The 12520-nt window shown below is 68.3% G+C and carries 11 protein-coding genes; 10 read left to right on the forward strand and 1 reads right to left on the reverse strand.

The features are described from left to right. Positions 1-28: 28 nt before the first annotated feature. The gene (locus ACEN9J_RS32350; RefSeq protein ID WP_057592635.1) at positions 29-940 is read right to left on the reverse strand and encodes a LysR family transcriptional regulator; all 912 of its coding nucleotides are present in this window, start codon (positions 938-940) and stop codon (positions 29-31) included. Positions 941-1092: 152 nt separating this feature from the next. Between ACEN9J_RS32350 and ACEN9J_RS32355 the strand changes: the two genes are divergently transcribed. The 10 genes from ACEN9J_RS32355 (at position 1093) to ACEN9J_RS32400 (ending at position 12505) form a co-directional block, all read left to right on the forward strand. Then, positions 1093-2070, forward strand: coding sequence for a Bug family tripartite tricarboxylate transporter substrate binding protein (locus tag ACEN9J_RS32355; RefSeq protein WP_413765320.1), 978 nt, complete (start codon positions 1093-1095; stop codon positions 2068-2070). A gap of 37 nt (positions 2071-2107) precedes the next feature. Next, entirely contained in the window at positions 2108-3286 is a 1179-nt protein-coding gene (locus ACEN9J_RS32360; protein ID WP_413765321.1) for an enolase C-terminal domain-like protein, read from the forward strand. A 25-nt stretch (positions 3287-3311) separates the two neighbouring features. Beyond that, positions 3312-4169 carry a fumarylacetoacetate hydrolase family protein gene (locus ACEN9J_RS32365; RefSeq protein WP_413765322.1) on the forward strand — a complete coding sequence of 286 codons (858 nt, stop codon included), beginning with the start codon at positions 3312-3314 and terminating at the stop codon, positions 4167-4169. Then, positions 4166-4483: an NIPSNAP family protein gene (locus ACEN9J_RS32370; RefSeq protein ID WP_296729486.1), complete on the forward strand. Its 318-nt coding sequence runs from the start codon at positions 4166-4168 to the stop codon at positions 4481-4483. Before ACEN9J_RS32365 ends, ACEN9J_RS32370 begins: the two co-directional genes overlap by 4 nt. A gap of 61 nt (positions 4484-4544) precedes the next feature. Continuing rightward, complete coding sequence (locus tag ACEN9J_RS32375) at positions 4545-5507, forward strand: Bug family tripartite tricarboxylate transporter substrate binding protein (protein WP_296729488.1); 963 nt, start codon at positions 4545-4547, stop codon at positions 5505-5507. A 21-nt stretch (positions 5508-5528) separates the two neighbouring features. Continuing rightward, a complete protein-coding gene (locus ACEN9J_RS32380; protein ID WP_296729490.1) occupies positions 5529-7319 on the forward strand; it encodes a CocE/NonD family hydrolase in 1791 nt (596 codons plus the stop codon). A 31-nt stretch (positions 7320-7350) separates the two neighbouring features. Beyond that, a complete protein-coding gene (locus tag ACEN9J_RS32385; RefSeq protein WP_296729492.1) occupies positions 7351-8157 on the forward strand; it encodes a helix-turn-helix transcriptional regulator in 807 nt (268 codons plus the stop codon). An 83-nt stretch (positions 8158-8240) separates the two neighbouring features. Beyond that, positions 8241-9410, forward strand: coding sequence for an acyl-CoA dehydrogenase family protein (locus ACEN9J_RS32390; protein ID WP_057592642.1), 1170 nt, complete (start codon positions 8241-8243; stop codon positions 9408-9410). 11 nt (positions 9411-9421) lie between these two features. Continuing rightward, a complete protein-coding gene (locus ACEN9J_RS32395; protein WP_296729496.1) occupies positions 9422-10753 on the forward strand; it encodes an MFS transporter in 1332 nt (443 codons plus the stop codon). A 21-nt stretch (positions 10754-10774) separates the two neighbouring features. Further along, positions 10775-12505 (forward strand): IlvD/Edd family dehydratase, encoded by a 1731-nt coding sequence (locus ACEN9J_RS32400; RefSeq protein WP_296729498.1) that lies wholly within the window; start codon positions 10775-10777, stop codon positions 12503-12505. The last annotated feature ends 15 nt before the right edge of the window (positions 12506-12520 follow it).

Consider the following 12520-nt stretch of genomic DNA (forward strand, 5'->3'; position numbering starts at 1 on the left):
GGAATCGGCCTCTGGCGGCCGATTCGCGTCACGGTGGCAGGAAGAGTCCTTCCCCCACGCAAAGCGCCATCTGTTCCTCGACGGCACTGCGAAAGACCTTCGCGGCCAGGCTGACCGGCCGCCCCTTGGCCACCGCGAGCATGCGGGCCACCGAGAAGCCGCGCACCGGCACGGCCACGAGGCCTTGCCAGATGCTCGAGGTTCGCACCACGGATTTCGGCAGCACGGCAACGCCGAGGTCCGCCCGAGTGAGTTGCGCGGCCCCTTCGTTGCCGTCGATCTGGATGACCGGCTGCATCACCCCGTGTTCGGTCTCGAGGCTGTGCCGCAGGCCCAGCGAAATGATGATCGGCAGCTTGCGCAGCTCGCGTGCGTGAACGCTCGAACGCGCGGCCAGCTTTGAGCCGGGAAGACAGAAGACCGCGATTTCCTGCCGCGCGAGCGGCGTGAAATGGACGTGCTCCTGGTTGCCGGGATTCGACACGATCGCCAGTTCGATGGTGCCGGCCGTCAGCCGATGCAATGCGTCGTCGGTGGGACTTTCCGTCAGCTCCAGCCGGACCTGCGGAAAGCGCTGGCGGAAGTCCAGCGCGAGGCGGCCGTGGATCGCCTGCCCGACCGTGGGCGCCGACGACATCCGCACCGTGCCGCGCACGTCGCGATGAAAGCCGCGCATGCCGCGGTTGAAGTTGGAGACGTCCAGGGTCGTGCTCTCCACCTCGCGCAGGATGAAGCGCGCGCGTTCCAGGAACATCAGGCCGCTGTCGGTGAGCTGCACCCCCGCGATGCTCCGGTGGAAGAGGGGGCCGCCCAGGTCTTCCTCGAGCAGGCGCATCTGTCGGCTGATCGCGGACTGCGCCACGTGCAATACCGCCGCGGCGGCACTGATGCTTCCCTTCTCCGCCACCGTCAGGAAGTAGCGCACCTGCCGCAGATCCATGTTTCGTCTCCAGAGCCGTTCCAGCTAAATTTTAGATGGATGGCAGCTGAAATCTCTTCTTTTGCGTTGGTATCAACCCCTCCAGAATTGCGCCTGCCGGACGGGGCGCGATCGCAGGGCCCGCCAGCCAGACAAGAAAGATGGAGACAAGGATGATCAAGACCGCGTTGCGTTGCGCAGCCCTGGCGCTGTCCGTGCTTGCACTGGGCACCCCGGCCCACGCCGACTATCCCGAGAAGCCCGTGCGCATCGTCGTGCCGTTCGCGGCCGGCGCGGGCGCGGACATGGCCTCGCGCTTCATGGCGGGCAAGCTCGCGCAGCGCTGGGGCCAGGGCACGGTGGTCGACAACCAGGTCGGTGCCAACAGCATCATCGGCGCGCAGCAGGTCGCCCGCGCGCCGGCCGACGGCTACACGCTGCTGGTGCCCAACGACACCACGCTGGCGGCCAATCCGGCGCTGTATGCCAGGCTGCCCTACGACCCCCTCAAGGATTTCGCGCCGATCGCGCTGATCGGCGAAACCCCTTTCGTGCTGGTCGCGTCGCCCAGCTTGAAGGTGCGTTCGGTCAAGGAGCTGGTGGAGGCCGCCAAGGCCAGGCCCGGCGAGATCAACTTCAGCTCCAGCGGCGTCGCCAGCGCCCAGCATCTCCCGATGGAGATCCTGATGCGCAGCGCGGGCATCCGGATGCTGCACGTGCCTTACAAGGGCGCGGCGGAAGCCGCCACGGCGGTCGTGGGCGACCAGGTGCAGGTGATGTTCGCCGGCGTCTCGGCCGTGCTGCCGTTCCTGCAGTCGGGCCGGCTCGTGCCGCTGGCCGTCGGCACTTCGGAAAGGCTGGCCGTGCTGCCCAGGGTCCCGACCATGGCCGAGTCCGGCTTCCCGGGCTTTCGCTATGGCGCCTGGCTGGGGTTCGTGGCGCCGGCCGCCACGCCCGCGGCCATCGTGCAGAAGATCAACGCCGATGTCGGCGAGGTGCTGCGCCAGCCCGAGGCGCGCGAGCGGCTGCTGGCCATGGGTTTCCTTCCCGCGGCACCGGCCAGCCCCGAAGCCTTCCGCAAGCACATCGACGAGGAACAGGCGCGCTACGGCAAGTTCATCCGGGCGGCCGGCATCGAGCCGTCGCGCTGAGACGGCTCACAAAAATTCAGGACACACAGAAAGCATCATGCGGATCATCGACCTCCAGGAAGCGGCTTTTCCGGTGCAGAGCACCATGCGCAACGCCGTGTTCTCCTTCGCCGAGATGACGACCTCGATCGTCGCGGTACGGCTGGACCCGGGCAGCGGCAGGACGCCGGTCACCGGCTACGCGTTCAACTCCACCGGCCGCTACGCCTGCGGGCAGCCGATGCGCGAGCGCTTCTTCCCCCGGCTGTTGCGGGCCCGGCCCGAGTCGCTGCTCGACGGCGACGGGGTGCTCGATCCGGCCAGGGCCGTGGCGGCGATGCTCGTCGGCGAGAAGCCGGGCGGCCATGCCGAACGCTCGATCGCCATCGGCACCATCGAGACCGCGCTGTGGGATGCCATCGGCAAGGCGCAGGACCTTCCGACCGCGGAAGTGCTGGCGCGGCGCTATCGCGGCGGGACCATGCAGCGCAAGGTCTCCGTGTATGTGGGCGGCGGCTGGTATCGCCCGGGCGGCGTGCCGCAGGACGTGGCCGACGAGATCCGCGGCCACCAGGCCGCCGGCTACACCCACGTGAAGATCAAGGTGGGCGGAGCATCGCTCGACGAAGACCTGCGCCGTATCGATTGCGCGCTCGGCGTGCTGCCCGACAGCAGCCACCTCGCGGTCGATGCCAACTGCAAGTTCCAGCGCGACGAGGCGCTCGTCTATGCGAAGGCGCTGGCGCCGTACGACCTGCGCTGGTTCGAGGAGCCCTGCGATCCCAACGACTATGCGCTGATGGCCGAGCTGGCCTCGGTGTACGCGCCACCGCTTGCGGTCGGCGAGAACCTCTATGGCAACCAGGAGGTGACCAACCTCGTGCGCCTCGGCGGCTGGCGCAGCGGGAAGGACCTGATCCAGGTCGACCCGCCGCAGTCGTACGGCCTGCATGCCTTCGCCAGCATGGCGCTGGCGCTCGAGGCGCAGGGGTGGGGGCCCGGCAGCCATTTCCCGCACGGCGGCAACCAGATGTCGCTGGCACTGGTGGCCGGCCTGGGCCTCGGCGGCTGCGAGGCCTATCCCGGCGTGTTCGGCTCCTTCGGCGGCTTTGCGGACGACACGCGGGTCGAGGACGGCTTCGTGCATCCGCCGCAGCGGCCCGGCATCGGCTTCGAGGGCCACGGCGCGCTGCATGCGCTGATGCGTTCGGTCGGTGCCGGGCTGAAAACCTCCTGATCGATCTCCTTCCTCTCGCAAGCCCATGAACTTCGTCACTTTCCGTACCGACTCCGATCCGACGCCCCGCCTGGGCGCGGTCATCGATGGCGCCATCGTCACACTGCCCGGTGACATGGAGGCCCTTTGCACCCGCGGCGCGGCCGGCTTCGCCGCCGCCGCGAAGGAGGCCGCCGCCGCGCCCGCCTCGGCCCGCATCCCGCTCGGCAGCGCGAGGCTGCTGCCCGTGGTGCCGCGGCCCGGCAAGATCATCTGCCTGGGGCTCAACTACGCGGACCACGCGGCCGAAGGCGGCAACCAGCGGCCCGACTACCCCAGCTTCTTTCTGCGCGGTGCGTCCTCGCTCGTGGCGCACGGCGCGGCGATCCGGCAGCCGCGCGTTTCGAGCCAGCTCGACTTCGAGGCCGAGCTGGCCGTGGTGATCGGCAAAACCTCGCGCCACCTGAGCGAAGCCGACGCGCTCGAGGCCGTGGCCGGCTATGCCTGTTTCAACGATGCCACGCTGCGCGACTACCAGCGCAAGACCGCGCAGTGGACCATCGGCAAGAACTTCGATGCCACCGGCGCCCTGGGGCCCTGGCTGGTGCCCGCGTCAGACCTGCCGCCCGGTGCCGCGGGGCTGAAGATCGAATCGCGCCTCAACGGCACGGTCATGCAGAGCAGCAACACCGCACGGATGCTGTTTCCGGTGGCCGAAACGCTGTGCCTGCTCACCGAGGCGCTCACGCTCGAGCCGGGCGACGTGATCGTGATGGGCACGCCCGCGGGCGTCGGCTATGCGCGCAAGCCGCCCGTGTGGATGAAGGCCGGCGACACCATCGAGATCGAGATCGAAGGCATCGGCGTGCTGTCGAACCCCGTGGAGAACGAGGCGCAACCATGATCTTCGAGCTCAGGACCTACACCGCCGAACCCGGGCGCGTCGCCGACTTCCTGCAGCTCTACGAGCGCATGGCGCTGCCGTTGCAGAACAAGTACCTGGGAGGCCTCGTCGGCTTCTACGTCAGCGAGATCGGCCCGCTGAACCAGATCGTGCATCTGTGGCGATTCGACAGCCTGGCCGACCGCGAGCAACGGCGCTCGGCCATGGAGGCCGATCCGGCCTGGCAGGAATACAGGGCGCGTTCGAAGGAACTGGGCGCGCTGCGGCAGCAGGAGTCGCAGATCCTGAAACCGACCTCGTTCTCGCCCCGCTAGCGGCACACCTGGCGCCGATGCGCGAAGTGGCACCTCGAAAAACAAGTACGGAGACAAGGCAATGAGCAACATCAATCGCAGGACCCTCCTCAGCGCGGCACTCGGCAGCGCATTGCCGGCGATGGCCCAGCCGGCCAAGTCGGATGTGCTGCGCATCGTCGTGCCCTTCCCCGCGGGATCGGGCATGGACGTCACCGGACGGCTGCTGGCACACACCCTCGAGACCACGAGCGGTCGCAACGTCATCATCGACAACAAGCCCGGCGCGGGCGCGGTGATCGGATCGCTGGACGTGTCGCGATCGAAGCCCGATGGCAACACGGTGCTGCTGAACTCCGCGGGCCACACGACCAACGCGGTGCTCTACAAGAACCTGCCCTTCGACTCGAAGTCGGACTTCACGCCCATCACGCGGCTGGCCACCTACTATGGATGGGCCCTGCTGGTCGGAGCGAACTCCCGCTTCAAGACCCTGCAGCAGTTCATCGATGCCGCGAAGGCATCGCCGGGCAAGCTCACCATCGCGAACTCGGGCCTGGGCAATCCCACCCACATCATGGCCTCGCTGTTCTGCAGGAACGCCGGCATCGACCTGGTCCATGTCCCGTACAAGGGCGCGCCGAGCAACGACCTGGTCTCGGGCGTCGTCGATTGCACCTTCCTCGCGCCGGTCTCCGCGCAGGGCTGGATCCAGGGCAAACAGATGCGCGCGCTCGGCCTCTCGGGCAACGTGCGCTCGCCGATCGTTCCCGACACGCCCACCTTCGCCGAACTCGGGCTGGACGTGCCCGACATCCCCGCCTGGTCGGGCATCTGGGGCCCGAAGAACATGAACGAAGCCACGGCCAATTCGCTGCACGCCATGTTTGCCAAGCTCGGGCAGGACCCGAAGTACCGGCAGTACATCCAGGACGGCGGCGGCGTGCTCGAGGCGACGACACCGCGCGATTTCAAGGCCTTCGTCGATGCGGAGATCGACCGCTTCGCCAGGATCCTGCCGCCGCTGGGCATCCAGATCAGTTGAGTTTCAGAAGGAAAGATCACCATGAACCAAGCCAACCCGAACCGCGCCGACGGCGCGCTTTCCAACGACATGCCCGAGGCCGTCCATGCCGACGGCATGCGCATCCTCTGGGATGTGCCCATTCCGATGAGCGACGGCGTCGTGCTGCGCGCCGACGTCTTTCTCCCGCCGGAACCCGGCCGCCATGCGGCACTGCTCTCCTACGGCGCCTATGGCAAGGGCGTGCCCATGCAGGTGGGCTACAAGAGCGCGTACGACCGCATGGTGCGCGACTTCCCCGACATCGCCGAAGGCTCGTCGAACAAGTACATGAACTGGGAGGTCGTCGATCCCGAGAAGTGGGTGCCCGACGGCTTCGTCTGCATCCGCGTCGACAGCCGCGGCGCGGGCCGCTCGCCGGGCGTGCTCGACCCGACCTCGGAGCAGGAGACGAAGGACATCTACGAATGCATCGAATGGGCGGCGGCACAGCCGTGGAGCAACGGCAAGATCGGGATGAACGGCATCTCCTACTACGCGAGCAACCAGTGGTACGTCGCCGCGCTGCGGCCTCCTCACCTCGCCGCCATCTGCGTCTGGGAAGGCTTCGTCGATCGCTATCGCGATGCGGCGCGGCACGGCGGCATCTACTCGCAGTTCGGCGAAGGCTGGTACGAGCGCCAGGTGCTGCGCATCCAGCACGGCTATGGCGAGCGCGGCGCGCGCAATCCGAACAACGGCGAGCTCGTCTGCGGTCCGCAAACGCTGTCGGACGAGGAACTGGCGGCGAACCGCGCGCCCAAGATGGCCAACGAGTCGCTGAACCGCCCGCTCGACGACGCGTTCTATTCCTCGCGCAAGCCCGATGTGAGCCGCATCGAGGTGCCGCTGCTGTCGGCCGCGAACTGGGGCGGCATGGGCGTGCATCCGCGCGGCAATTTCGAGGGCTATCTGGACGCGGGCTCGAGCCAGAAGTGGCTGGAGGTGCATGGCAACAGCCACTTCAGCCCTTTCTACCGGGCCGAGGGTCTTGCGCTGCAGAAGCGCTTTCTCGCCCACTTCCTGCAAGGCAAGGACACGGGCTGGGACCGCCAGCCGCCGGTGCAGTTGCAGATCCGCCGGCCGGGCGAGCACTTCACGATCCGCGACGAGCAGGAATGGCCGCTGGCCCGCACCCAGTGGACGAAGTACTACCTCGAGCCCGCCACCCGCGCCCTGGGCACCACGCCGGCCACCGGCGCCAGCATCGCCTACCAGGCGATGGGCGAAGGGCTCATGTTCAAGCTCCCGCCGGCCAGGGAGGAGATCGAGATCACCGGCCCGATCGCGGCGCGGCTCGTGGTGTCTTCCAGGACGGCGGATGCCGACCTCTTCCTGGCGCTGCGCCTTTACGCACCGGACGGCAAGGAGGTGTTGTTCGTCGGCTCCAACGATCCGCGCGTGCCGATCGCACTGGGATGGCTGCGCGCCTCGCACCGCAAGCTCGATGCGGCGAAGTCGCTGCCCTACCGCCCGTACCACACGCACGACGAACTGCAGCCGCTCGTGCCGGGCGAGCCGGTCGTGCTCGACATCGAGATCCTGCCGACCTCCATCGTGATTCCGCCGGGCTACACGCTGGCCCTCAACGTTCGAGGCTGCGACTACGACCACGGACTCGGCGACGCCGGCTTCTCGGACCAGCCCTATCCGATGACGGGCGTCGGTCCGTTCCGCCACGCGAATCCGCAGGACCGGCCGCCCGAGGTCTTCGGCGGCGAGAACACGCTGCACTTCGACCAGGGCAACGAGCCCTTCATCCTGTTGCCCATCATTCCCGCCAAGGGTGCTTGAGCCCGCTGGATCGCAAGAGCGCGGACGCGACATGACGGATGCCGACGACGCCTTCGTTCCCGGGCGCTGCACCAGCGCCGACCGCGTCATGTGGATCACGAAGGACCGCCTCTTCTATGCCGGCCTTCTCGGCGCCCGAAGCCTGCACACGCAAGGGGCCCTCGTCGCGTACGTCGCGATCGATGGCCGACTGCGCGTGCGGCTCGACGGGGGCGAATGGCAAGCGACCGAAGTCGCGATCGTCCAGCCTTACGTGCCCTACGAGATCGCCTGCGAGGGCCGCAACGTGCTCATCGTGCTGATCGAGCCCGAGACGGTCGACGCGAGCCGGCTGCCGCCGCTCTTGCGCCTGTGCGGCGCGGTGCACGCACCCGACTTCGCGACGCATGTGCGCGAGGTCCATCGCCGGCTTGCTTCGCAAGGCGGCGCGCTCGACCTGCACCCGTGCGATTTCGACCGGAGCTTCTTCGGCGCGGCGTTGCCCGCGCGCGCGCTCGACCAGCGCATCGCGAGCGTGCTGGAGCGCATCAAGGCCGATCCGACCGGTGCCGTTGCCTCCGACGAATGCGCTTCGCGCGTGAACCTGTCGATCTCGCGCTTCCGGCATCTGTTCAAGGAAGAGGTGGGCATTCCGTTTCGCAACGTGCGTGCGTGGAAGCGGGCCCGCAGCCTGCTGCACCATGTGCACACGGACGCCAGCCTGGTTGACGTCGCGCTCGACATCGGCTATCCCGATTCGACGCATTTCAGTCATTCGATCCGCCAGGTCTACGGGCTCAAGCCCCGAGACATCATCGCGGGCTCGCGCAAGCTGCGCATCATCGCGCAGGCGCTCTAGCCATCGGCCTTCGACCCGACGTCGAACACGCCAGCCGCTGCGCGCAAGACGGCCATCTCGCGCCGCAAGAAGATGGGGGCACGATGATCGAAACACGTCCACTCCCTCACTACTTCAGCGCCGAGCATGAAGTCTTCCGATCGACGCTGCGCGAATTCGTCGACCGCGAGATCGTCCCTTTCGCGAACGACTGGGACGAGGCCGAAACCTTTCCTCGCGAGCTCTATCGCAAGTTCGGTGCCTTGGGTGCCCTCGGCATCGGCTACGACGAAGCGCTCGGCGGCACGGCGGCCGACATCTTCCATTACCTCGTCGCGATCGAGGAGGTGGCGCGCGCGGGCTGCGGCGGCGTGCAGGCTTCGCTGCTGTCGCACACCATCGGCCTGCCACCCGTGGCCGCGCATGGCAGCGAAGCACTCAAGCGGCGCGTGGTGCCGCCCGTGCTCGCCGGCGACAAGATCGCCGCGCTGGCGGTCACCGAGCCCGGCGGCGGTTCCGACGTTGCATCGCTCAAATGCGCCGCGCGGCGCGAGGGCGAGCACTATGTGCTGAACGGCGAGAAGACCTTCATCACCTCCGGCATGCGCGCCGACTTCATCACCGTGGCCGTGCGCACCGATGCGGGCTCGAAGGGCGCCGCGGGCGTGTCGGCCCTGCTGGTCGATGCCGATTCGACCGGACTCACGCGCACGCCGCTCAAGAAGATGGGCTGGTGGTGCTCCGACACCGCGCATCTGCATTTCGACGACGTGCGCGTGCCGGTCGGCCATCTGCTGGGCACCGAGCACCAGGGCTTTAAGGTCTTCATGACCAACTTCAACAGCGAGCGGCTGTCGATGTCGGCCGCCGCCTGCGCCTTCGCGCAGGCCTGTCTCGACGAGGCCCTGGCCTGGGCGCGCGACCGCGTGACCTTCGGGCAACCGCTCGCGCAGCGGCAGGTCATTCGCCACAAGCTCGTGGACATGGCGCTGAAGATCGACGCCGCCCGCGCGCTCGTCTACGAGCTGGCTTGGCGGCTCGAGCACCGGCATGGCGATCCCGAGCAGCTCGTGGCGCGCGCCTGCATGGCGAAGATCCTTTCGACGCAGGCCATGCAGTTCTGCGCCGATCAGGCGGTGCAGATCCTCGGCGGCATGGGGTACATGCGCGGCACCCGCTCCGAACGCATCTATCGCGAAGCCAAGGTGATGATGATCGGCGGCGGCTCCGAGGAAATCCTCAAGGACCTGGCGGCCCGGCAGCTGGGCATCTGAAGCGCCCCGCCATGAATGACAGGATCGACCTCGGCGGCCTGCTGGACGCCTCGCCCGTGCGGCGCGGCCACGTGCTCACCGTGGCCACGCTGTTCCTCGTGCTGCTGATCGACGGCTACGACCTGGCGGTGACCGGCCAGATGCTGCCCGCTATCGCATCGACGCTCGGCGTGCCGACCGCCAGCCTGACCGGCGCCTTCGCGTTGCAGCCCATGGGGCAGGCGATCGGTGGCCTGCTGCTGTCGCCGCTGGCCGATCACTTCGGCCGCAAGCGCATGCTGATCGCACTGCTGGCACTGTTCTCGGTCGCCACCTTGCAGAGCGTGTTCGCCGGCTCGATCGCCACCTTCGGGGCAACGCGCTTCATCGCCGGCATGCTGGGCGGCGGCCTGCTGCCTGCCGCTGCCAGCCTGGTGGCCGACATCTCGTCCGTCAAGCGTCGCTCGACCATGGTGGGCATCGTCTATGCCGGCGTGGCCATCGGCGCCGTGGGCGCCAGCGGGCTCGTGGCCCTCGCGCTCGATCGCATCGGCTGGCAGGGCATGTACCTGATCGGCGCATTGGCGCCGCTGCTGATGATCGTGCCGATCGTGCTGTGGATGCCGGAGTCGCCGCTGCATCTGGCGCGCACCGGCGCACAGCCGACCGACATCTTCAAGGCGCTGCGCAAGCTGGGCATCGCCGTGGATGCCGGCACCAGGCTTCGCGGACCGCAGCGGCGAACCGGCGCGCGCATCTCGATCGTCGAGATCTTCGGCGACCGCCGCGCGCTCTTCACCGCGGTGCTCTGGTTCTCCTGCATCTGCGGGCAGATCGCCGTGAACCTGTTCGGCATCGGCGCGGCCTTCTTCCATGAATTCGGGGGCGTGCCGGTCGCCAGCTATGCGGCCTACGCATCGATGGCCGGGCTGGCATCCATCGCCGCCGGCCTGTCCACAGGCCTCGTGATCGACCGCTTCGGGCGCTATCCCGTGACCGCCGTGTATGCGCTGCTGGGCGCGCTGTCGCTGGCCGGGCTCGGCGTCTTCCCGTTCGGCAGCGCGGGCTTCATCGCCGTGATCGTCAGCGCCGGCTTCTTCGTCGTCGGCACCTACCAGTCGCTCAACATCATCACGCCCATCGTCTATCCGGCCACGCTGCGCAGCGCCGCGGTCGGATGGAAGGGGGCGGTCTCGCGCTTCGGCAGCAGCGCCGCGCCGCTGATCGCGGCAGCGCTGCTGGCGCAACAGATGGGCGTGAAGGTCGCCATGTGCGCCGCCGCGGCACCGTTGCTGATCGTGGTGCTGCTTGCGCCGGTGCTGGCCGTGCTGGAGCGGCGGATGCGATCTGACCACTCCTTGTGATAGCGATAGGAAAACAAGCGTATGTCCGATGAAGAAAAGCGCAGGCTGCGGTCGCAAGCCTGGTTCGAAGGCCGGGGCGCGAGGAACTTCGCGAACCGGGGCTGGGTTCGCAGCCGCGGCGTGCCGATGGATCACTTCGACGGGCGGCCCGTGATCGGCATCTGCAACACCTGGTCCGATCTCACGCCATGCAACTCGCACTTCCGCGACCTGGCGCAGCATGTGCGCGAAGGCATCCTCGAAGCGGGCGGCGTGCCGATGGAGTTCCCGGTCATCTCGCCCGGCGAGATGCTGACGCGGCCCACGGCCATGCTGTTGCGCAACCTGTGCAGCATAGACGTGGAAGAGACGCTGCGCGCCAACCCGCTCGACGGCGTGGTGCTGCTGATGGGCTGCGACAAGACGACGCCCGCGCTGCTGATGGGCGCCGCCAGCGTCAACCTGCCGACCATCGGCGTGTCCGGCGGGCCCATGCTCAACGGCAGCTTCCGCGGCAAGTCCTTCGGCGTCAAGGATGCATGGAACCTGGCGGCGGACCTGCGCGCCGGCCGCGCCGTCAACGAGGACTTCGAGGAGGCCGAGGGCTGCCTCACCCGCTCGGTGGGCGTGTGCAACGTGATGGGAACGGCGTCGACGATGGCGTCGATGGTCGAGGCGCTCGGCGTGGGGCTGCCCGACAACGCATCGATTCCCGCCGTGGATGCCAGGCGCCGCGTGCTCGCGCGCATGGCGGGCCGCCGCATCGTCGACATGGTGCGCGAGGACCTCCGGCTCGACAAGGTGCTGACCCGCGAGGCTTTCGAGAACGCCATCGCGGTCAACGCGGCCATCGGCGGATCGACCAATGCCGTCATCCATCTCACGGCGGTGGCGCGGCGCATGGAAGTCCCGCTCGACATCGAGGACTGGCACCGGGTCGGACGCGACGTGCCCACGCTGCTCAACCTCCAGCCCTCGGGCCGCTACCTGATGCAGGACTTCCATGAGGCCGGGGGGCTGCCCGTGATCCTGCGCGACATGTGCGAGTCGGGCCTGTTGCACGGCGATGCGCTGACCGTGACCGGCAGGACGCTGGCCGAGAACAACGCCCGCGCCGTCTGCTGGAACCCGGAGGTGATCCACAGCGTGGCGAAGCCCTTCATGGCGACCTCGGGCGTGGCCATCCTGCGCGGCAACCTGTGCCCGAACGGTGCAGTCATCAAGCCTTCGGCCGCCGAGCCGCGCCTGCTCAAGCACAGGGGCCGCGCGGTCGTGTTCGAGAACCAGGACGACCTCGCCCGGCGTGTCGACGATCCCGATCTCGACATCGATGCGGACTCGGTCATGGTCCTGCGGAACTGCGGCCCCAAGGGCTTTCCGGGCATGCCGGAGCTGGGGATGCTGCCCATTCCCGCCAAGCTGCTGAAGCAGGGCGTGACGGACATGGTCCGCATCTCGGACGCCCGCATGAGCGGTACCTCGTTCGGTGCCGTGGTGCTGCACGTGTCGCCCGAAGCGGCCGTGGGCGGCGCCCTTGCCGTCGTGCGCGACGGCGACCTGATCGAGCTCGACGTCGAGGCCCGGCGGCTCGAGCTGCTCGTGTCCGAGCAGGAGTTGCAGCAGCGGCTGGCCGCGTGGAAGCCGCCCGCCGCCATGGCTACGCGCGGCTACGTCAGGCTGTACGTCGACACCGTCAACCAGGCCCATGACGGCTGCGACCTGCAATTCCTGGTGGGCCGCAGCGGCAGCGACGTGCCGGCCGCCCAGCACTGAAACCCACAGGAGACG

The sequence above is a fragment of the Variovorax sp. Varisp41 genome, assembly GCF_047325085.1.
GTDB lineage: Bacteria > Pseudomonadota > Gammaproteobacteria > Burkholderiales > Burkholderiaceae_C > Variovorax.